Source organism: Lactobacillus sp. VURO6/B1 (VP7), assembly GCF_058139575.1.
In genome coordinates this window covers 16563-39073 of sequence record NZ_JBVOWJ010000001.1, presented here as the reverse complement: position 1 = coordinate 39073, position 22511 = coordinate 16563, and the positions used below count along the sequence as shown (strand labels likewise).

At 36.4% G+C, this 22511-nt stretch carries 22 protein-coding genes; 21 read left to right on the top strand and 1 reads right to left on the bottom strand.

All coding sequences use genetic code 11. From position 1 onward, the window contains the following. The first annotated feature begins 103 nt into the window (after positions 1-103). The 6 genes from ACZ2M0_RS00190 to ACZ2M0_RS00165 all read left to right on the top strand — a co-directional run bounded on the left by ACZ2M0_RS00190 (position 104) and on the right by ACZ2M0_RS00165 (position 5988). Positions 104-1705, top strand: a complete 1602-nt coding sequence (locus ACZ2M0_RS00190; protein WP_490058087.1) for an ATP-binding cassette domain-containing protein — start codon at positions 104-106, stop codon at positions 1703-1705. After that, the gene (locus tag ACZ2M0_RS00185; protein WP_490058086.1) at positions 1695-3272 is read left to right on the top strand and encodes an ATP-binding cassette domain-containing protein; all 1578 of its coding nucleotides are present in this window, start codon (positions 1695-1697) and stop codon (positions 3270-3272) included. Before ACZ2M0_RS00190 ends, ACZ2M0_RS00185 begins: the two co-directional genes overlap by 11 nt. Positions 3273-3442: 170 nt before the next feature. After that, a complete protein-coding gene (locus ACZ2M0_RS00180; RefSeq protein WP_490058085.1) occupies positions 3443-4297 on the top strand; it encodes an ABC transporter ATP-binding protein in 855 nt (284 codons plus the stop codon). Beyond that, positions 4298-5143, top strand: coding sequence for an ABC transporter permease (locus ACZ2M0_RS00175; RefSeq protein WP_490058084.1), 846 nt, complete (start codon positions 4298-4300; stop codon positions 5141-5143). Between the two features lies 1 nt (position 5144). Beyond that, a complete protein-coding gene (locus ACZ2M0_RS00170) occupies positions 5145-5597 on the top strand; it encodes a LytTR family DNA-binding domain-containing protein (protein ID WP_490058083.1) in 453 nt (150 codons plus the stop codon). A gap of 1 nt (position 5598) precedes the next feature. Then, complete coding sequence (locus ACZ2M0_RS00165) at positions 5599-5988, top strand: DUF3021 family protein (RefSeq protein WP_490058082.1); 390 nt, start codon at positions 5599-5601, stop codon at positions 5986-5988. A gap of 98 nt (positions 5989-6086) precedes the next feature. Here the strand turns inward: ACZ2M0_RS00165 and ACZ2M0_RS00160 are convergent, their stop codons facing one another. Then, the gene (locus tag ACZ2M0_RS00160; RefSeq protein WP_490058081.1) at positions 6087-7394 is read right to left on the bottom strand and encodes an APC family permease; all 1308 of its coding nucleotides are present in this window, start codon (positions 7392-7394) and stop codon (positions 6087-6089) included. A 291-nt stretch (positions 7395-7685) separates the two neighbouring features. Here ACZ2M0_RS00160 and ACZ2M0_RS00155 point away from each other — a divergent pair, with 291 nt between their 5' ends. The 15 genes from ACZ2M0_RS00155 (at position 7686) to alr (ending at position 22507) form a co-directional block, all read left to right on the top strand. Beyond that, the gene (locus ACZ2M0_RS00155) at positions 7686-8549 is read left to right on the top strand and encodes a PRD domain-containing protein (RefSeq protein ID WP_490058080.1); all 864 of its coding nucleotides are present in this window, start codon (positions 7686-7688) and stop codon (positions 8547-8549) included. Position 8550: 1 nt separating this feature from the next. After that, positions 8551-9996: a PTS transporter subunit EIIC gene (locus tag ACZ2M0_RS00150; protein ID WP_490058079.1), complete on the top strand. Its 1446-nt coding sequence runs from the start codon at positions 8551-8553 to the stop codon at positions 9994-9996. Between the two features lie 17 nt (positions 9997-10013). Next, positions 10014-11726, top strand: a complete 1713-nt coding sequence (locus ACZ2M0_RS00145; protein WP_490058078.1) for a glycoside hydrolase family 3 protein — start codon at positions 10014-10016, stop codon at positions 11724-11726. Positions 11727-11737: 11 nt separating this feature from the next. After that, the gene (locus ACZ2M0_RS00140) at positions 11738-12208 is read left to right on the top strand and encodes a PTS sugar transporter subunit IIA (RefSeq protein ID WP_490058077.1); all 471 of its coding nucleotides are present in this window, start codon (positions 11738-11740) and stop codon (positions 12206-12208) included. Between the two features lie 120 nt (positions 12209-12328). Continuing rightward, positions 12329-13243, top strand: a complete 915-nt coding sequence (gene rbsK / locus ACZ2M0_RS00135; protein WP_490058076.1) for a ribokinase — start codon at positions 12329-12331, stop codon at positions 13241-13243. Between the two features lie 150 nt (positions 13244-13393). Next, a complete protein-coding gene (locus tag ACZ2M0_RS00130; protein ID WP_490058074.1) occupies positions 13394-14302 on the top strand; it encodes an L-lactate dehydrogenase in 909 nt (302 codons plus the stop codon). Positions 14303-14670: 368 nt separating this feature from the next. Continuing rightward, complete coding sequence (locus tag ACZ2M0_RS00125) at positions 14671-15330, top strand: amino acid ABC transporter permease (RefSeq protein WP_187153887.1); 660 nt, start codon at positions 14671-14673, stop codon at positions 15328-15330. Next, positions 15311-15988 carry an amino acid ABC transporter permease gene (locus tag ACZ2M0_RS00120; RefSeq protein ID WP_265893185.1) on the top strand — a complete coding sequence of 226 codons (678 nt, stop codon included), beginning with the start codon at positions 15311-15313 and terminating at the stop codon, positions 15986-15988. Before ACZ2M0_RS00125 ends, ACZ2M0_RS00120 begins: the two co-directional genes overlap by 20 nt. Before the next feature lie 5 nt (positions 15989-15993). After that, positions 15994-16734 carry an amino acid ABC transporter ATP-binding protein gene (locus tag ACZ2M0_RS00115; protein ID WP_490058073.1) on the top strand — a complete coding sequence of 247 codons (741 nt, stop codon included), beginning with the start codon at positions 15994-15996 and terminating at the stop codon, positions 16732-16734. Positions 16735-16744: 10 nt separating this feature from the next. Beyond that, on the top strand, positions 16745-17590 hold the full coding sequence (locus ACZ2M0_RS00110; RefSeq protein ID WP_490058072.1) for a transporter substrate-binding domain-containing protein: 846 nt from the start codon (positions 16745-16747) through the stop codon (positions 17588-17590). Between the two features lie 115 nt (positions 17591-17705). Continuing rightward, entirely contained in the window at positions 17706-17954 is a 249-nt protein-coding gene (locus ACZ2M0_RS00105) for a type B 50S ribosomal protein L31 (RefSeq protein ID WP_034981446.1), read from the top strand. 131 nt (positions 17955-18085) lie between these two features. Further along, a complete protein-coding gene (locus ACZ2M0_RS00100) occupies positions 18086-19453 on the top strand; it encodes a UDP-N-acetylmuramoyl-tripeptide--D-alanyl-D-alanine ligase (RefSeq protein WP_490058071.1) in 1368 nt (455 codons plus the stop codon). 10 nt (positions 19454-19463) lie between these two features. Beyond that, complete coding sequence (cshA, locus tag ACZ2M0_RS00095; protein WP_490058070.1) at positions 19464-20945, top strand: degradosome RNA helicase CshA; 1482 nt, start codon at positions 19464-19466, stop codon at positions 20943-20945. Positions 20946-21023: 78 nt separating this feature from the next. Next, positions 21024-21377, top strand: coding sequence for a holo-ACP synthase (gene acpS, locus ACZ2M0_RS00090; RefSeq protein WP_046332477.1), 354 nt, complete (start codon positions 21024-21026; stop codon positions 21375-21377). Positions 21378-21379: 2 nt separating this feature from the next. Next, entirely contained in the window at positions 21380-22507 is a 1128-nt protein-coding gene (gene alr, locus ACZ2M0_RS00085; protein WP_490058069.1) for an alanine racemase, read from the top strand. Positions 22508-22511 lie beyond the last annotated feature (4 nt).

Genomic DNA, 22511 nt, shown 5'->3' with positions numbered 1-22511 from the left:
AGCGATTATATTTTGACTGCTAATTTGACACCCTTGCTCATTCATTTTATTATTAGATAAATTTAATAAAATTGATTTAGCATAAAATGAAAGACGCAAGCACATGACATTAAAGGGACTGATTGGCTCTAATAAACAACGAGCAATTTTTATTATTTTACTTTATTTTATTTTCGCTGTTACCGGCTCACTTGACCAATATTTTTTTCAATTTGCAGTTAACGGACTAAGCGTTGGCAATTTGCCCGTTTACATTCGCTGGCAATTAATTGAATTTATCCCGGTAGTTTGTGGTGTATTTATTTTGCCTTTAGCGACTTACCTTTTTAACGCACAGATTCAGGAATATCTTGATCAAATAAGAGGGCAAATGGTAGACCATTTTTATACTGAAAACGATGCGACTGTGGCGCAAATGCAGAACTATCTGCAAAGCAATCTCGCTACTTTAACCAGCGATTTTGCTCTGCCGTGGGTTAATGTTCTTAGTAATTTATTTATCATCTTGCTTTCTGCTGGCGTCCTTTTTAGCTTAAATTGGTCTTTTGTTTTACTAACTGCGATTTTTGTTCTAATAGATTTAAGCTTGCCCAAAATAATGGCGCGCATGACTTCAGAGGCAAGTAGAAAAGTGATGCAAAATACTAGCGCTTTTTTAACTGGTATCGGTGAATGGATCAATGGTTTAAATGAACTGCGGCGGTATCATGCTTGGACGATCTTAAATAAAGAAATGAGCAGCTACGCTGAGAAGTTGGAAAAGTCTAAAGTCAATCAAATCAATAAAAACTGTGCTTCTAATACAATTAATGGAATTGGTAATACTTTAGGACAAATGTCGATTGCCTTTTTAGCGGGTATCCTATTTTTAACTGGACAAATAAAAATTGGAGCGGCATTAGCTTCGACTTCTTTTGCTTTTGGTATCTTTTCAGCTGTATCCTCTATTACAAGTGCTGCCGTCAAGATTAAATCCACTAAAAATATCAATCAAACTACGGCTAGCCTGATTTCTAACACTAAATCAAGACAAAAAGGTTCATCTACTCAAATTGCCCAAATTGAAATTAAAAATTTGGCGCTTAAATATCCTAATGGTCCAATAATTAAATACCCTGATTTTGTGATCAATAAGGGTGAAAAAGTTTTACTTTCAGGCGATAGCGGAACTGGCAAGTCAACACTCTTTCAAGCTCTTTTAGGTAAGATCAAGCCTTATCAAGGGCAAATTATTTTTATAAATAGTGCAGGGCAAGCTTTTCAACCAAATTTAAACCGGATTAGTTACATTGCTCAAGATCCGCAATTGTTTCCAGGAACAATTGCGGAAAATATCGTGATGTTTCACCAGCATTTGTTAGATCAAGTGCCTAATTTAATTAATAAAGTGCAATTGCAGAGCGATATTGCGAGATTTCCCCAAGGAACTGATACCCAAGTTGATTTGGATAAAAACAATTTATCTGGTGGTCAAAGGCAAAAGATTATTCTGGCCAGATCAGAAGTTTTCGCTGATGAAATTATTTTGCTGGATGAAGCGACAAGTGCCATTGATAGTAAAGCAACTAAGCAAATTATTGCTGAACTTGTTCACACTAATAAGACTGTGATCATGATTGCTCATAATCTTAATTCTGAAGTTAAAAATATGTTTGATAAAACGATTCGGTTGGCAAGCCAGAAGGAGAACCACCATGACTTTTAAAAACTTCTTTCATACCAATCGAATTCGTTTCATATTCATTGTATTTTTTAGCCTCTTGCAACCCTTTGTTTTAATCGGGGCATCTTACTTAAATATGTGGGAATTTACCGCCTTGCGCCAGCATGACGGTCAAGCGTGGCTGTTAATCATTGCTTTTACTACGTTAGCTTATCTCTCATCGTATGCTTTTGACTGGGGCTCTGAATATTTACTGACACGACAAGTTCAAGAATTTAATCACACCTTAAGAAGCAAAATGGTAAGTCACATCTATTATGATCGTAAGAATCATCAAACTTCGCAAGTTAAAAATCGCCTGACCAATGATCTTAATACGGTTAACAATCAGTCCTTTAACTTAATTCCGGTCATTTGCAATTTTTTGGGCTATGTTATTTTCTCCGTAATTGCACTGCTGACGATGCACTGGAGTTTGTTGTTGCTCATCTTAATTTCGGTAGCCGTTTCCCTTGTTTTACCTAAAATAATTGAAAAGCCGCTTCAAAGAGCTACGGAGAAAGTATCTCATCAAAATAGACAGTATTTGAATCTGATTGAAAAATGGTTGAGCGGTATTGCTGAATTAGAGCGTTATCTTGCCGGTGATAAATTATCTAGTGTGATGCATAAGGGCGCGCAGGATTTAGAAAAAGCCAACCTCAAACAGACACAAGAACAACAAGTTCTGTCCATTATTACCAACGGTGTTGCGCAAATTATGATCCTGATTTTGTTCGTCTGGACGGGTATTTTAATTAAAAGCGGTCTGGTCACGTTTGGTGCGATTGCAGTTATCGGTAATTTTAGTCATTATATTTCACTAGCAATCGAATACTTGCCATTCTATTTTGGCTTAATTAAGGGCAGTAAAACTTTAAGAAATAATGTTACTGCAGCGACTTTGTCAGTAAAAACTGATGGGCAAAACTTAGCGACACCTTTTGCTTTTAGTACAAAAGATTTGGCAATTAGTTTTCCTAATGGTGTGACTTTAAAGTTCCCTGATATCACGGTCAATTATGGCGAAAAAATTTTGCTATCAGGTGACAGCGGAACAGGCAAGTCAACTTTGTTTAAACTGCTTTTAGGGATTTTGTCACCGAGTTCAGGAAAAATAGCATTTAAGGATCAAGAGGGAAAAGTGATTAAACCTGATTTAGCTAAAATTGGCTATATTGCCCAAGATCCTGTTTTATTTCCCAGCACTATTAAAAACAATATCACTATGTTTGACTCCAAGTTAAATCAGCTAGCTGAACCCGCTGCAGTTGCCGTTGGGTTAAAACCAGATCTGACACAATTTGCTCAGGGGTTAGAAACCAAAGTAAATTTGCAAAAACTGAATGTTTCTGGCGGTCAAAGGCAAAAAATAATTTTAGCGCGTACCCAGATACATGACAGTAAAATCTTGTTAATTGATGAAGGCACAAGTGCAATTGATAAGGTGGGAACCAGAGCAATCTTGCAGGAACTCCTTAAAATGCCGAGCACTGTTATTTTTATCGCCCATAATTTCGATGAAAAACTGCAAAGTTTATTTGACCGCGAAATTCATTTAAGAAAATAAGTTAATTTTGAACACTAAAGGCGTTGACCAAAAATTTGATCAACACCTTTTTTATTTTTGTGTCTTAATTTTATCTTTTTGTGATTACTATTTTGTCTCTTATTATAAAATGCGCTACAAAATTTATTTGAACTAGTATGCTTAATTCAAATTAAGGAAGAGGTGTCGCTATGTTAATTGAAACACAAGGGTTAACTAAAAAATTTGGGAATAAAATTGCCGTTAATAAAGCTGATATTCAAATAAAGCAAGGACAATTAGTGGCGTATTTAGGTACAAATGGTGCGGGCAAGTCCACCACAATAAACATGTTAACAGGACTATTAAAACCAACTTCAGGTATCATTTCAAAAGCCTCAAATCTTAAAATAGGCTTAGTTTTTCAGAATAGCATTTTAGATAACGAGTTAACAGTTAAAGATAATCTTTATTTAAGAGCACAGATGTATCGTAAATTTTCTAATGAGTGGCTTGAACACCTAATTGATTTGATCGGCATCAAAGAATTTTTAAATCAAAAATTTAGCACTTTATCAGGTGGTCAAAAAAGAAAGGTAGACATAGCTCGAGCATTGATTTGTAACCCGGATTTGCTTTTTTTAGATGAACCGACTACAGGACTTGATATCCAAACAAGAAATGCTATTTGGAAATTATTGACTAAACTGCAGCAGCAACAAAACCTTACTATTTTTTTGACAACTCATTATTTAGAGGAGGCAGAAAATGCTGACCAAATGTATATTTTGGAAAATGGTAAAATTCTTGCCAGTGGCTCTGCAGCTGAAATTAAGACGGAATTTGCCCCTAATAAATTGATTCTTACTGTTAAGAAAACCAAAATTTTACAGATTAAACAAAAAGTTATTCGACTCAGTCAAGATCAAGTTGCGATTGACATATTATCCCCTCAAGAAGCAATTGAAATTTTAAAAAACAATCAAGAAAATATTATCGATTTTTCATATCGCAAAGGAACAATCAATGATGCCTTCCTTCAAATTACCGGAAAGGAGATACATTAAATGTTTGCATTATTTCGTAGAAATTTAAAAATTTATTTCTCTAACATTCCTGCTGTATTCATGTCATGCCTGGGTGCACTGATTTCTTTCTTTATCTATATTGGCTTTTTGCAAAATAATTTAAGAAGTAATTGGCAGCAATTACCTCATGTGACTAAAATGTTGGATTTATGGATGATAGCGGGTATTGTTGCGGTTTCTGGTATTACTACGGCTTTTCAAGCTTTAGGGCAGCAAGTAAGTGACCGCGAAACGCGAGCCGACGCTGATTTTGAACTAACTGGCATATCACGTTTTGCAGAAAATTTTGCTTACATTTTATCCGGAGCAACAGTCAGCTTTTTTATGCAAATCATCACCTTTATCGTAATGGCCATGTACTTTTCATTAGTTGATCATATCTCGATTCCTCAATCAGCACTTTTACCCGGACTTTTGTATATCTTGGTAGGTGCGATTGCAGCTACATTATTAGATGAAATAATCGTGCTTTTCATGCATTCCAGCACTACTTTTAGTCGGTTTTCTGCCGTCCTTGGCGCTGCTGCCGGTTTCGCTGTTGCAACTTATTTACCATACGGTATATTGGTTTCTGGAGCACAAAATTTGGTAAAATTAGTACCAAGTAGTTATGAAGCAGCTGCTTTAAGAGGTGTTTTACTTAAGCAGACACTAGCAACTTTTCCAACCAACGTAAAACGGCATTTAATTAATTATTTAGGAATACAGTATAAAATTAATAATAATAGACTAAATAATATGTTTGTTTTACTTTTAATGATTGCAATACTAATTTTAGTAATTATTTTGCTTTCATTTATCACTGACAGAAGGCGCAATAAGTAAAGTGAAGATTGAATTTAAGGCCGATTCTGCTTTAAACAAACAAGACATTGAAGTTGAAATTAAGGCCGCTCAAAAAAGTGAAGCAGTTGATAATTTAATAGATTATTTGCATAAATTTGGTGAAAAAAGGTATGATCTTTTACCAGTTAAAGTGGAAGACAGAATAGTAACCATTAAACGAACAGAAATTATCAAAGTAGAAATCCAGACAACAGATATTACGTTTTATACTACTAAAAACATGATAAAAACAACTGGTCGATTATATCAGGTACTAGAAAAACTGGGTGATGGGTTTATCCAAGTTTCGAAACATGGCATTATCAATATTAATTTTCTGGAATCGATAGAAGTAGGCTTTGCAGGAAATATGATCGCACTTTTACAAAACAATCTAAAAGCTGATGTTTCCAGATTGTATTTGCCTGCATTAAAAAGAGAGTTGGGTCTGTAAAATGAGAAAATTAAGTAATTTCATTAACTATTTCTTTACCGGTGTGGGCTTTGGTGCAGCTACTTATTTGATAATATTGACTTTTGCTTCTCCTAGTATTCCTACCCGTTTAGGTGTTATTTCCGTTTTTATTATTTCAGGGTTAATAGGCATTTTATCAATGATTTTTGCGATAGATGTACCACCTGCTATTGCCTTTAGCGTTCATATCATAGGGACATTTTTGCTGGTGTTGTTAATGTGCTGGATAAATAAGTGGCCGATTAATTTTTGGTTGGTTGGTGTCTTTGTCTTAGTTTATATTGTTATTTGGCTAATCGTTATTTTGTCACAGAGGCAGACTGTAAAAGAAATTAATTCGAGTATTAAAAAAAGAAATGCGAAAAAATAAATAATTTTGAAATATATAAAAGCCTTGGAATAGAAAAATACTCCAAGGCTATATTTTTTGTTCTATAAAAGTCTTTAATATAGATTTTTATACTTTAATTAAGTTTGATTTCTCTTTTGCACATAAACATAAACCGGCCAGCCGCTAAGGGTCAATAAAATGCCTGTAAGTGATAATAGTGGCTGGGTTAACGTTGTGGTAACAACGATGAATAAAGCACCACAAATTCCTAGAATCGGCGGAATGGGATACCAGGGAGTTTTGTACGGTCGTAAAAGATCTGGTTGTTTTTTACGTAAGATAAGGACGCCTAAAAATAATAAAATTGAAAAAATCCAGGAAACATAAACCAACATGTTGGTTAATGAATCAAATGTACCAGAAAAAATCATAATGGTTGCAATGACGCATTCAAAAATCATGCTGTTGGTGGGCACAATAGTTTTAGAATTTAATTTGCTGAAAAAGTTTGCAGCTGGCAATTTCTTTTCTTTGCCTAAAACATAAGGCATTCTGGATCCCAAAAGAAGGTGGCCATTAATCGCACCAAACACTGAAACTAAAATTCCTGTAGCAACTAAAGTACCACCCACGTTGCCGAATAATTTTTTGGCGGTAAGTAGAGCAGTTGTCTGGTTACCTACAACTTTTGACCAGGGAATGACTCTAACATAACTCCAGTTAAGAAGAGTGTAAATAATCGTTACTCCTAAAAGTCCCCAAATAATAGCTTTGGCTAAAGTTTTTGCGGGATTTTTTATTTCACTGGCTAAATTACCGATACTTAACCAGCCATCATAAGCAAAAAGCACAGCTAAAAGAGCTTGTCCGAAGGCCATTGCTCCCGAAGCAGATGCTATTTTAGGCGCTGGAGCTCCTGCTAGCTGATTAGGTCCACTATAAAACAAAGCAAAGATTATAATTGCAGCAATCGGCAAGAGCTTAATAACCAAAGTTATTTTTTGTACCTGACCACTCAATTTTGACCCGATCCAATTGATTAAAAGTATCGCCAGCATCACGATTAGAGCAATCACTGTAGTAGATAAGTCTTTGAAATGTGGTATTTCTTTTAGTTGGGTTGCAAATACGATTGAAAGTGCAGCGATATTTGCCGGATAATAGACAATTATTAGGGACCAGCCAAACAAAAAGGCAACTTTGGGACCGTATATTTCTTCCAGATATCTGACGGGTCCGCCATCTTTGGGATATATTGATGCCAATTCGGCTATGCTTAATCCTGCCATTAGAGTAATTAAGCCGGCAAAGGGCCACACTATGATACTTAGCCAGGCATTATGAGTTAAAGCCGAAATGTTAGCAATTTTGAAAAAAGCCCCGCCACCAATCATGGTGCCCATGACTGTTGCTAAAGCAGCGAAAAAGTTAAGTTGTCTCTTCATATTTTTACCTTACTTAAATTGAATGATAAAAGTAATTATATGCTTTGATAGACAAAATTAAAAGATGATGATTTGAAAATTAAAAAAATCTTTTTTCTGAAAGCGTTACGCAGTATTTGCTAATTTATATTTACATAACCCATTTAATCGGGTAAAATAAACATGACTATCGGATAGTTATTACTAATGATTATTAAGTAAGCTAAACCTGTTTGTCACACAATTTAAATCATCAATTTGGTTCTTGTGTGCAAGCAGGTTTTTATTTTTTATTGAAAGGAGGAGAAGTGAGTGTTTATTAAGCGTGGGATAAACAATAATGTTTCTTTTGTAGTCGACGACAAAGGTAAAGAATTAATTGTTACAGGAAGAGGAATAGCTTTCGGTAAACATGTTGGTGATGAAATTGATGAAAGCAAAATAGAATATTATTTTCCAGTATTACCTCAAGAGATCTCCTCAGCTATGGCAAAATTGTTGGTTAATATACCAGTTGAATACTATGCAATTGCTAATGACATAGTTGATAAAGCAAAATCCCTATTAAAACAAGAGTTAAATCAAAGTCTAATCGTAGCTTTAACTGATCATATTTACAGAGCAGTTGAACAGGCTAAAAAGGGCATAAAAATTTCGAATCCATTGATTTTGGATATAAAAAGAATTTATCCTCAAGAATTTGAAGTTGGTCTTTTTGGCATCAAATTAATTCGTAATATGACTGGTTGCATTTTGGCTGAAGACGAAGCAGCCACAATTGCTTTACATGTAGTGAACAGTGAGTTGGAAAATAAGGGAGATTTTAACGGTTATCGTGTAGTTGAGATAGTTCATTGGGTTACGAATTACGTTTTTGATTATTTTAAAATTGATTTTGCTGAGAAAGCAGATCCACTGTATTATCAGCGCTTTGATACTCATGTTCGCTTTTTTGCTCAAAGAATTTTAGATAATGATTATAAAGAAAATGACGTTAATTCTTCACTGTTAGTTGTTTTGTCTGATAAACAATATCAAAGGGAAAAAGATTGTGTGAACAGTCTCAGTGATGACTTTGATCAAAAATTTGGCATCACCATTTATCAGGAAGAACGCGCCTATTTAGTACTTCATATTCACAATATGTTGAAAAACATAATCTCAAAGGAGAAATAAAATGGGAAAATATACCTCGTTGAGTAAATTTATAGTAAAAAACATCGGTGGAAAGGACAATGTTGTCTCATTAATTCATTGTTTTACCCGATTGCGTTTTGTTTTAAAAGATGAAAGCAAGGCAAATACCGAGGCTCTTAAGAAAAATGAAGAGATAGTTGACGTGATCCAAGCTAACGGACAATATCAAATAGTGATTGGCATGCACGTAGAATCAGTTTTTGACGAGATTAACAGCTTCTACCACTTTAGCGGAGGAGAAACTGTAGCAGACGAAGAGGCCCTGAAAGAAGATACGAAACTAATTGATAAAAAACAATCCTTATGGGATAAAGCAGTAGACCTTTTATCTGGTATCTTTGTGCCGATCTTGGGCGTTTTATGTGCAAGCGGTATGGTTAAGGGACTACTGGCAATTTTGACCACAGCGGGTGTCTTAAAGAATACAGATGGCACATATATTATATTGTATGCTATTGGAGATGCATTATTTTATTTCTTCCCCGTATTTTTAGCGGTTACTGCTGGTAAAAAATTTCATGTTGATCAAATGACCTCGCTTGTTATTGGTACGGCAATTATTTATCCTACTTTGATACAAGCAATGTCAGGAAAAGCTGCAGCAACAGTCTTGTCGGGTACGATTTTTCAAACTAAGGCATATTTAACATTTTTACATATACCTGTTTTGTTAAATAACTATACTTCGACTGTTATTCCTATTATCCTGGCAGTTTGGGCAGCTTCTTATGTTCAACGTTTTGCGAAAAAAATCAGTCCGGCATCCGTTGCGAATTTTCTGGTACCATTAATAACCATATTGGTAATTGTGCCACTAACTTTATTAGTAGTTGGTCCAGTATCAATTTGGTTGTCAGATATTATTGCTTGGATTGTAAAAGAGTTATATAAACTTAGTCCAATCTTATTAGGTGCCTTTATTGGAGGAATGTGGCAAATATTAGTAATCTTTGGCGTGCACAATGCCATTATCCCAATAGTACTGAACAATTTAGCCACACAAAAATTTGATGTTATTTTTGCCGCCAATATAGCCTGTCCTTTTACTCAGCTTGCAGCACTTTGTGCACTGGCTTTGATCCTTAAAGATACTAAGCAAAAGCGCAATACTATTGCTTCAATTTTCCCAGCAATTTTTGGTATTACTGAGCCGGCAATTTATGGTGTTACTTTGCCACTGAAAAAACCATTTTTCATTAGTTGTATTTCTTCAGCTATTGGTGGTATTTTAGCAATGTTAATGGGAGTTAAATTTTATCAAATGGGTGGACAAGGTATATTCGCTTTCCCTTGCTTCCTTTCTCCTAATGCTACTAATTTTTCCGGTATTATTAGTGCAGTGATAGTAGTATTAATTTCCATGGCAATTTCATTTTGCTTAACTCTCATTTTTTGCAAACCAAAAAAGCAAACAAATAATATTTAAGAAAAGGAGCATTGCAAATGACCGAAATAAATTTAAAGGGCAATCCATTCTACTTGAAAGATGAGCAGATTGATAATATTAAATTGCTCATGTCTAAGATGACAGTCAGAGAAAAAGTGGGCCAATTATTTTGCTTATTGGGCAATTATTCAACCGAACAAGAAATAAAAGAGGTTATTGAGAACTATCGGCCTGGTGGCATGATGTTTCGTCCGCAAAAGAGTTCCAGCATTCAGGCTTTGCAACGTTATATTCAGGAGGTTTCCCCAATACCGCTATTGCTTGGCGCCAACCTAGAATCTGGTGGAGACGGCATAGGTACTGACGGGACCTTTTACGGCAGACAAATCGAAGTAGCGGCTTCTAATGATAAAAAGAACGCATACCGCTTAGGATTAATTTCTGCTCGTGAAGGTGGCGCTGTGGGATGTAATTGGTCATTTGCTCCTGTAGTAGATTTCAACAAAAATTTTGCTAACCCAATTATAAATGTTAGAACCTACGGTGATAATCCTGATACTGTCATATCAATGGCCCAAGAATATATGAAAGCATGCCAAAGTTCAGGTATGGCGGTCGCAATTAAGCACTTCCCAGGAGACGGTGTGGATGATCGCGACCAGCATCTTCTGACATCAGTTAACTCACTAAGCGTTTCTGACTGGGATAAAACATATGGCAAAATTTATCAGGCTATGATTGATAATGGAGCACTGACATTGATGGCCGGTCACATTTATCAACCTGCTTATACGAGATACTTTAATCCAGATGTGAAAGATGAAGATATTTATCCTGGTTCTCTATCATACGAATTGCTTCATGATTTATTAAGAGAGAAACTAGGATTTAATGGTTTGATTTCAAGTGATGCTACTAACATGGCCGGTTTTAGTTCACAAGGAAAAAGAGCAGAGCTGTTGCCTCAAGCAATTAATGCTGGTTGTGACATGCTTTTATTTACCAGAGACTTGGAAGAAGATTTTAATTTTGTACTTGATGCAGTGAACGAGGGCGTAATATCAACAGACAGATTGAATGACGCTGTTACTAGAGTATTAGCTACAAAAGAAGCATTGCACTTATTTTTAAAGCAAAGAAATAATACTTTGGTTCCTGAAAAAGAGGCTTTAAAAGTTTTAAAATGTCCAGAACATGTTAAATGGGCTAAAGAATTAGCAGATGAGTCAATTACTTTAGTTAAAGACAAGCAAGATGTTCTACCTTTGACATTGCAGAAAAACAAGAAGATTCTGGTTTTCGTTATAGGAGATGTTGTTAGTGCCAGCGGCAAACCGCCTGTTTCAAGTATTTTTATTACAAGACTAAAAGAAGAAGGATTTAATGTAACTGTATTTGATCCTGAAAATGAAGACTTAAAGGACTTAATGGTTAATGGTTCCGTCAAAGAGCTAAAAGCCAGGTTTGATACGGTAATATATTTTGCTAACGTTAAAACAGCCAGCAATCAAACAACTGTCAGGTTAAATTGGCTTAAACCAATGGGCTACAATGTTCCTTGGTTTGTACACGAAATCCCTACTATTTTTATTTCAATCGCTAATCCATACCACTTGCAGGATGTTCCAATGGTAAAAACTTATATCAATGCATATACAGCAAATGAATATGTTCCCGCAATTTTAGTAGATAAGTTGCTAGGCAAATCTCCATTTAAAGGTAAGAGTCCAGTTAATGCATTCTGCACTTATTGGGATACACATATATAGGGAGGAAAAATATGCTTAATTTTTTCAAGAGAAATGAAACTATTTATTCCCCATGTTCAGGTCTTTTTAAAACAATTGCTGAAGTTAATGATGAATTGTTTGCCTCTAAAAAAATGGGTGATGGTTTTGCGGTAGTTCCTGCAGATACTGAGATTTATTCTCCAATTACGGGAGTTATAACTATGTTGGCTCCAAGCAAACATGCTATTGGCATTGAAAGTAAAAATGGAACAGAAATAATGATACACATGGGTATTGACACCGTTGAGCTTAACGGAACCCCTTTTACCATTAAAATAAAGAAGGGTGATAAGGTCAAAAGAGGCCAGTTACTTGCTAATTTCGATTTAAAGCGGGCAAAAGAGGCGGGCAAGGAGACCGACATAATTGTGATTATTTTGAATAATAAGAATATTGATTTTGACCAAACTAATATGGGACAGGTTAATTCACAAACAGTGATTGGATCTTTGCCTAAATAGATATTTTAGGAGATATACATTAATAAAATTAATAACACATTTGAGGGTAATTTCAAATGTGTTATTATTTTTGGTAGAAATAAGTTATTTGAAAGCTAATTAAGAGGTTTTAAAGTTTAAATGAATAAAGTTACAGTTATTGGCAGTATTAATTTAGATACTAATTTGCGCGTTAAACAAATGCCCAGACCGGGTGAGACTGTTCATGCGTCAGAACATTATTCAGCCGCGGGTGGAAAAGGCGCAAATCAGGCGGTGGCTGCGGCAAGATCAGGATGTGAAGTTAGCTTTATTGGTGGTGTAGGTGACGATGCACCGGGAAAAGAAATGCTGGGCTTACTCAAAAGTGAAGGCATTAATACTCAGGGTATTATCACAGCTAAAAAAGTATCAACTGGACAAGCATTTATTACAGTAGATGATAGTGGTCAGAATTCAATTACTATTTATGCTGGCGCAAATTATGCTTTTGGCCCGGCTGAAGTTGTGCAGAATCAGGATTTGATTAAAGATTCTGATTTTCTTATCGCACAGTTTGAAACCCCACTTGCTGCAACAATTAAAGGGTTTGAAATTGCTCATGAGGCAGGGGTAAAAACAATTTTGAATCCAGCTCCTGGAATGGCTGAAATCCCTGCTGATTTGTTAAAGCTTACTGATATCATTACTCCAAATGAAACAGAAGCTCAAACCATCACTGGGATTAAGGTGACTGATGAAAAAACTGCGCAAATGGCTGCTTCCAAGCTACATGATCAGGGCGTAAAAACGGTCATTATTACAATCGGTGCTAAAGGAGCATTTTACGACTATCAAAATCAAAGAGAAATGGTCCCGGCTTTTAAAGTCAAGGCTGTTGATACTACAGCAGCTGGCGATACTTTTATTGGCGCAATGACCAGTATACTAACAACAGATTTGTCTAACTTAAAAGATGCCGTTCTTTTTGCTAATAAAGCTTCGTCACTTACTGTGCAAAAATACGGTGCTCAACCCGCAATTCCTTACGCAAAAGATATTAAAGTTGGTAAATAAGGACCTGATTTTGAATTTAATTTCAGAAATTAAGATTGCTTTATTTAGTATAGCGAAAACGTCTTTTTTAACTCTATCTTTAGTATAATAAAAGAGTAATTGAGAGTTGGCTGAGATATTGCAACAGTTTTAAAAGAAAGGCACTTAATTATGACAACAAAAATAGGTATTATTGGAGACGGTCACGTTGGTTGTACCGTTGCTCATGAATTGATTATTTCAGGTTTAGTCGCTGATTTGGTGATGATTGATGTTAATGAAGGCAAAGTTAACGCTGATGCAATTGACTTTGAAGATGCAATGGCTAACCTGCCGTATCATACCAATATTATTGTTAATGACTATAATGCACTAAAAGACGCTGACATTGTCATTAGTACTTTAGGAAAAATATCATTAGAAACAAAGGGTGACCGGTTCCAAGAACTTGAATATAATAAAAAGCAGTTAAGCCCAATTACTGAATCTATTAAAAATAGTGGCTTTAACGGTATTCTGATTGTTATTTCCAACCCAGTAGATGCAATAACCAGTCTTTACCAGCAACTAACTGGTTTGCCCAAAGAACATGTTTTGGGTACTGGTACTTTACTTGATACAGCAAGAATGAAAAAAGTTGTAGCTAAAAAGTTTAATGTTGATCCTCGTTCTGTGAGTGGCTTTGCATTAGGTGAACATGGTGACACTCAGTTTACAGCCTGGTCAACAGTAAAAGTATTTGAACAGCCATTAACTGAATTGGCTAAAAAAGAATCATGGCAGCCAAGTGACTTAGAAGATGAAATCAGATTTGGTGGTCAAAAAGTGTTTATGGGCAAGCAATACACTAATTATGGGGTCTCGGCGGCTGCGGTTAGAATTGTGCGGGCCGTTTTAACAGATTCACGGACAGAATTACCAGTATCAAGTTACCAAGAAAAGTATGGTACTTACATGTCTTATCCTGCAATTGTTGGGCGTGAAGGTATTGTCCACAAAATTGATTTGCATTTAACTCCTAATGAGGAAAACTTGTTACAGAAGTCTGCTGAGGCAATTAAAGAAAAGTCACAGTCTTAAGAAGATTAAATAAATAGACCAAACGCGTTTAATTAAGCGCGTTTTTTATTAGCCCAAAGATAGAAAATGAGAGTAATATTAAGCAAAGTTATTGACAAAAAGTAAGTAAAAGCATAGCATAAGAAGCACTGATAGATGTTTTAGAAAGAAGTGCAGTTAATGAGACAAATGCAAAGAACTGAAAAGAAATGTATTTCATTAGATCATTTGCAAAATAATTGTTTCTTTTAGTATTCGCACTCCAATCTAAAACAATAAGTATTTAGGACCTGCGAATAAAGTATCCGCAGGCCTTTTGTTTTGTTAGAACTACTGTGACAAATAATGAGACTTCTGAGTCCATTTAAGTACTGCAGGGGAGGTTAAAAATGAGCTGGCAAATTATTAATCAAAGTTTGCCTATTTTTGCAAAAGCTTTTCAACTGACTATCTGGTTGTCTGCTGTTGGCATAATTTTTTCTATTGTAGTGGGAGTTTTCTGCAGTTTAATCCAATATTTTAAAGTACCAATTTTGAGTCAACTAATAACAGCTTATGTAGAGTTAGCAAGAAATACACCTTTATTAATTCAATTGTTTTTCCTATACTATGCTTTTCCAGTTATTGGACTAAAAATGTCAGCCCAAACTTGCGGAATTATTGGTCTGGTGTTTCTTGGTGGAGCTTATATGGCTGAAGGCTTTACTGGTGGATTTGCCGGGGTCAGTGCCACTCAGATTGATGATGGTAAAGCTTTAGGGATGAATAATCTGCAATTAGCTCGTTATGTTGTCTTTCCGCAAGGCTTTGCGCTAAGTATGCCTGCCTTAACAGCAAACATTATATTCCTGATTAAAGAGACTTCCATTTTTTCAGTGATTGCTATTCCTGAATTAACTAATACAGCTCTAGACCTAATTGGAATGTATTACCGGACAAATGAGTATTTGCTAATTTTGGTGATTGCCTACGCAATTATTTTAATTCCAATTATTTTACTTTTAAATTATTTAGAAAGGAAGGTACGCTATGGCACATTCGGCGATTAATGTTTTCTTTGCCGGCAATAACTTTAGCAGAATTTTGCAAGGCTTGTGGACTTCCGTTTGGATTGCAGGTGTTAGTCTGGTTATTGGTCTTGTTTTAGGTACATTCCTTGGTGTATTGCGCACTTTACCTAATAAAATAATTCGGTTTATTTTGCGGCTATATCTGGAATTCTTCAGGATAGTTCCCACCATCGTACTATTATTTTTGTTCTACTATATTTTACCGCGCAGCTTTCACATCAATTGGCCAGCCAGTTGGATGGCAGTTTTAGCCTTTGCCCTATGGGTTGCTGCTGAGTTTAGTGATATCGTTCGTGGAGCAATAGAATCAGTTCCTATTGCGCAAAAAGAATCAGGCTTGGCTTTGGGCTTAAGCAAAGTGCAGCTTTTTCGTTACGTTTTATTGCCCCAAGCCGTGCAGCTGGAGTTACCAGCAACTATTAATCTGGCTACAAGAGTAATTAAGACTACCTCTTTATTAATGATGATCAGCATTATGGATGTCATCGCGATTGGACAACAGATTATTGAAGCGAATAACCAAAAATATCCGACAGCTGTATTTTGGATTTACGGTCTGATTTTCTTTTTATATTTCATAATAGATTATCCGTTATCAGTATGGTCTAAACGGCTAGCAGCAAAGCAGGACAGGTGAGATAAATGACAAAAGAAGTTTTACGCGTTGAACATCTAAACAAGTTTTATGGTGATTGGCAAGCTTTACATGATATTAGTTTTACGCTTCATCAAGGTGAAGTGCTGACATTATTAGGTCCTTCCGGTTCTGGTAAAAGTACTTTAATTAGGTGCTTAAACGGCTTGGAAGATTTTAAAAGTGGCTCGCTCTATTTTAAAGGACAAAAGATTGAGAACGATGCTAAAAATTGGCAGGCTTTACGTCAAAAAATTGGCATGGTTTTTCAAAGTTATGATTTGTTCCCTAACTTTACCGTTCTTGAAAACATTTTGCTGGCACCGGTAAAAGTACAAAAAAGACCTGAAGAAGAAGTCAAAAAAGAGGCTCTGCAGCTGTTAAAACGAGTAGGATTAGAAAAATACGTTGATACTTATCCTCGAGAATTGTCTGGTGGACAAAAACAAAGAATTGCTATTGTCAGAGCACTGGCCATGCACCCCGAAGTAATGTTGTTTGATGAAGTTACAGCTTCTCTTGATCCCGAGATGGTTCGGGGCGTTTTACAAATTATGACCGATTTATCCCGTATTGATCATATGACAATGATTATCGTAACCCACGAAATGAACTTTGCACGCCAAATAGCAGATCAGGTTTTATTTCTAGAAGAGGGCAAAATTTTGGAAAATACACCTGGCAAAGAATTTTTTGAACATCCCCAAACAGATCGTGCTCGTGATTTCTTGACTAGTATGGACTTTTAAGGAGTAAATAATGAAGAAAAATAAAAGCAGAAATATTATTATTGGTGTTTTAGTAGTTTTAATTATTGCAGTTGCTGCATTTTTTGGTATTAAGTCATCAAAAAATAATAGCAATAATGCCAATGAAAGCAGCGTGACTGCGATTAAAAAGCGGGGCGTTTTGCGAGTTGCCGTATTTGGCGATTTGCCTCCTTATGGTTGGGTTGATGATCATGGTAACCGTGTGGGTTATGATGTCCGTCTTGCACGGCAAATGACTAAAGATATGGGTGTCAAAGTAAAATTTATCCAAGTTAATGCGAATAATCGCGTTGACACTCTTAATTCAAATAAAGCCGATATTGTTTTAGCTAACTTTACAGAAACACCTGAGCGTAAACAAGTTGTTGATTTTGCTAAGGCATACATGAAGGTATCAGTCGGAGTTATTTCTCCTAAGAATGCACCAATTACAAGCGCTTCTCAGCTAAAGGGTAAAAACTTGATTGTCAACAAGGGTACAACAGCAGAAAATTACTTTACCAAAAAGGGTGGGGTTGATTTACTGAAATTTGACTCTAAAACGCAGCAATTTAACGCTTTTAAAAATAAGCGTGCTGCCGCTTTAGCAGATGACAATTCATATCTTTATGCTTGGGTAAAGAAGAATCCTAATTACACTGTTGGAATTAAGAACATCGGACCTAATCAATTTATTGCCCCGGCGGTCAAAAAGGGTAATAAGTCTCTTTTAAATTGGACGAATAAAGAAATTACTAAGTTAGCAAATAAAAAATTCTTTACTGATGATTACAATAAGGAACTCAAACCATACTTTGGCAAAGAAGTTAAGCCGAGTGACATTGTTTTAAATTGATGCAGCTGCTATAATAAATAAGTCTTGAATTTTGCCTTTAAAGATGATAAGGTATTAAACGTTAATCGATTAATCTATGACTTGCAATAGGAGTCATGGCAAAGGAGTAATAAATATGAAACAAGATATTCATCCAGATTACCAACAAGTAGTCTTTATGGATTCAGCAACTGGTGCTAAGTTTGTTGCTGGTTCAACATTAAAGCCAAAAGAAACAGTGGATTATGAAGGTAAAACTTACCCACTAGTTCGTGTTGAAATCACTTCAGATTCTCACCCATTTTACACTGGCAAGCAAAAGTTTGCTCAGGCCGATGGTCGAATCGAAAAGTTCAACAAGAAGTATGGCATGAACAACAAGTAATATCTTCAATCTGGTGGAAGGCAGTCCCATTGGGGCTGCTTTTTTATGTAAAGCATAATTGTTATACTACTTAAATAAGGAGTATAATTAGTACTTTAGCAAAAAACTCTTTTCGGCTAGGAGATAAAAAGATGAAAATGCAACTGGCAGAGATAGCCAAAGCAATAAATTCAAAGTGTGAAGGCAATGATCAGACCGTTATTACTTCTGTTGCCTTTGATTCTAGAAAAATCGCTGCAGGCGGCTTATTTGTACCTCTAAAGGGCGATAGAGACGGTCATGATTTTATCAATAGTGCAATTAGCAATGGGGCAAGTGCTACATTGTGGCAAAAGGGCCACCCTAATAAACCTGATAGTATCGCAGTTTTAGAAGTTGATGATCCGTTAACTAGCATGCAGCAACTGGCACAGTACTACTTAAATAAGGTTAACCCCACTGTTGTTGGTATTACTGGATCAAATGGTAAAACCACTACTAAAGATATGACGGCAGCTGTTTTAGCGAAGAGATTTAATGTTCATAAAACTGATGCCAACTTTAATAATGAAATTGGCGTTCCCATGACTATTTTAGACATGAAACCAAATACAGAAATTTTGGTTTTAGAAATGGGTATGGATCATGCTGGACAACTGCATCAACTAAGTGAATTGACCCATCCGGACGTTACAGTTATTACGATGATTGGCGAAGCTCACATTGAATTTTTAGGTTCACGTGCAGCAATTGCCGATGCTAAAATGGAAATTACCGACTTTTTACGTGAAGATGGCGAACTAATATATAACGGGGATGAACCACTTTTACGTGAACGGGCGGCAAAAATATCACAAGCAAAAGTTACTTTTGGTTTTGCCAAAAATGATACAGTCTATGCGACAGGCTATCGTAGCTACAAGCATCATGCGACTTTTGCGATTAATAACTCTGATCATAAATTTACTATTCCGATGATTGGCAAACACAATGTTTCTAACGCACTTTCTGCTCTTTGTGTCGGCAGGCATTTTGGTGAAAGTGATGAAGAAATAGCTACTGCTTTGGAAAAATTTACTCCGACAGCTGACAGAATGGAATGGGAAAAAGGCGACGTTGGAGAAGACATCATGAGTGATGTCTATAATTCCAATCCGACTGCTGTACGTGCTGTAATTACCAGTTTTGGTCAAATTCAGGTACCTGCAGGTAGTCGGCGAATCGCTGTTCTGGGTGATATGTTAGAATTAGGGCACAGGTCAGCTGATCTTCATGCAGGTCTAGCAGATTGTCTTGATCCCCAAGTGATTAATGAAGTTTATTTATATGGTACAGAAATGGCGCATTTGGCAGCTGCGCTTAAGGAAAGTTATCAGCCTAAAAACTTGCATTATTACCCACAAGATCAGATGCAACGATTGATTGCAGATTTAAAAAATGATATTAAGCCGAACGACATTGTTGTTTTGAAAGGCTCCCACGGGATGCACCTGGAAAAAGTAGTAGAACGGCTTAGATAAGGAGAATTTAGTGAAATTTTCAGAATTAGGATTAAAAGATGAGCTTTTAAAAGCGATTAAGCGTTCAGGCTTCGAAGAAGCAACACCGATTCAGGAACAGACAATTCCTCTAGCCTTAGCAGGCAAGGATGTAATTGGACAAGCTCAAACCGGTACTGGTAAGACTGCAGCGTTTGCGCTTCCTATCTTACAAAATTTAGATAAACATAAAAAGGTTATTCAAGCATTGATTATTGAGCCTACACGTGAGCTTGCTATTCAAACTCAGGAAGAACTTTTCAGGCTGGGGCGCGATGAAAATGCTCGTGTACAGGTTGTATATGGCGGTGCTGATATTGGTCGGCAAATTCGTTCCCTTAAGAACCATGTGCCTGCAATTTTAGTAGGTACGCCGGGACGTTTACTTGATCATTTAAAACGCAAGACTATTAATTTAGAAAATGTTAATACCATTGTTTTAGATGAAGCTGATGAAATGCTGGACATGGGTTTTATCCAAGACATTGAAAGTATTTTAAGTTACGTTAAAAATCGCAAACAAACCTTATTATTTAGTGCCACAATGCCTAAGCCAATTTTGAACATTAGTGAAAAGTTCATGAATAACCCGGAGATTGTGCGCATTAAGACCAAAGAATTAACTGCCGACCTAATCGACCAGTACTTTGTGCGGGCAAAGGATTCAGAAAAATTTGACATCATGTGCCGTTTGATTGATGTTGAAAGTCCTGATTTGGCAGTGGTATTTGTTAGAACTAAACGCCGAGTTGACGAAGTCACCAGGGGACTTCAGGCCCGTGGCTACAATGCAGCGGGAATTCACGGTGATCTGACCCAGGCTCGCAGACTTACTGTTTTAAAAAGGTTCCGTGCTGGAAAACTAGATATTTTAGTGGCAACAGACGTGGCTGCACGTGGATTGGATATTTCAGGCGTTACTCACGTCTATAATTACGATATTCCGCAAGACCCCGACTCTTATGTTCACCGCATTGGTCGTACTGGGCGTGCTGGTCAAAATGGTAGTTCCATCACTTTTGTTACGCCAAATGAAATTGGTTATATGCGTACAATAGAGCAATTAACCAAGAAAAAGATGACCCCTTTGCGTCCGCCATCTGATGATCAGGCTTTAAGGGGCCAACTTAAAGTGGCTAAATCTAAGATTGAAGACATAATGAAAGATGATCTATCTAAATATACTGATGATGCCAACGAATTATTAGAAAATTATTCAGCAGTTGATTTGGTATCAGCTTTTCTGAAGAATTTGTCAAAAGATTCTTCAAATGTTGAGGTCAAAATTAGTTCGGAAAAACCATTGCCGTATAAGGGTAATGGTCGTGGTGGCCGCGGTCGCTATAGTCATGGCAGAAATAGTCGTGGGGGCTATCGCGGTGATCGTAACCGCAGCCGTGGCAATTATCGTGGAGGCCATTCTCGCCGCTCCGGTAATGGCAGAAATTTTATTATTAAAAATAAAAAAGGTTAATGTTTTTACTAAAAAAGAGTTGTGGCAATTTACAACTCTTTTTTAGTATTATATTTTTGATATTACGAGGAAAAGAAAATGATTGTTGGAGTCGGCATTGATGCCATTGAAGTTGAACGTGTAGAAAAAATCATTGCCAGAGGGGATAATTTTGCTCGTAAAGTATTAACTCCCAAAGAATTCGAGCAGTATCAAAAACTCTCAGGTAGACGTAAAGCGGAATATTTAGGTGGTCGTTTTTCTATCAAGGAATCCTTTGTCAAAGCTATCGGAACAGGCTTTGGTAAAGGTATTGGCTTGCAGGATGTAGAAACGTTGTGGGATAAATTGGGTCACCCAATTACTACTTCCGCTAAATTTGATGGCAAAATTTTTCCTAGTATTACTCATGATCGGCATGAAATAGTTACATTAATTGTTTTGGAGAAATAAACATGGTTCCTGGAATTCACAGACCTGCAGCAGTATATGTTGATTTAGCTGCAATAAGACAAAATATTAAAGAAGAAATTAAACATTTAAGACCTGAACAAAAGCTGTTTGCCGTAGTTAAAGCAAATGCATACGGTCATGGTGCAGTACGAGTTGCTCAAGAAGCAGTCAAAGTTGGTGTCAGTGGTTTTTGCGTTGCTATTTTAGACGAAGCGTTAGAATTGCGAAGAGCTGGAATTATTCAGCCAATTCTGGTTTTGGGAGTGACTCCCGTAAAATATGCTTCGCTAGCAGCTGTCAATGGTATTTCTTTGACAGTTCCTAACTTAAAATGGGTACAAGATTCTGAAGCAGAACTAAGTCAGAATCACTTGCAATTAAAAATTCACTTAGCGGTGGATTCTGGCATGGGTCGCATTGGCTTTAGCGAAGATGACGAATTTATTGCAGCAAACGATTTTTTGCTAAATAATTCAAATTTTAATGTTGAAGGAATGTTTACCCATTTCGCCTCAGCTGACAGTAATGATGATTCCTACTTTCTGAATCAAGTTGACCGTTTCGCACATTTTAAAAAATTATTGAAGTTAAAGCCGAGATGGATTCACGTTGATAACACTGCAGCCAGTGTTTTTAATAAAAAAGTTCACAGTGATTTAGTTCGTTTTGGTATTGGGATTTATGGCTTAAACCCTTCATCAAATCCAGCAGGCCCGGATTTAAAAACCGCAATTAAATTAAAGCCAGCAATGTCCTTTGTTAGTGAATTAGTACAGGTTCATACCATTCATAAGGGACAGGGCGTAGGTTATGGTTCAACTTATATTGCTGACCAAGATGAGATTATCGGGACGGTACCAGTTGGTTATGCGGATGGCTTCATACGTAAGTTTCAGGGCTTTAAAATTAAGGTGGGGTCTGAATATTGTCCTATTGTTGGGCGCGTTTGCATGGATCAGCTAATGGTTAAATTGCCTTGCAAAATGGCAGTAGGAACCAAAGTGATTTTGATTTCCAATGATCCAGATGCACCAAACAGTATCAAAAAGGCAGCAGACTATGTTGATAGCATTCATTATGAAGTTGCCTGTTTGCTTGATGATCGTTTGCCGCGGAAATACTTTAATTAATAAA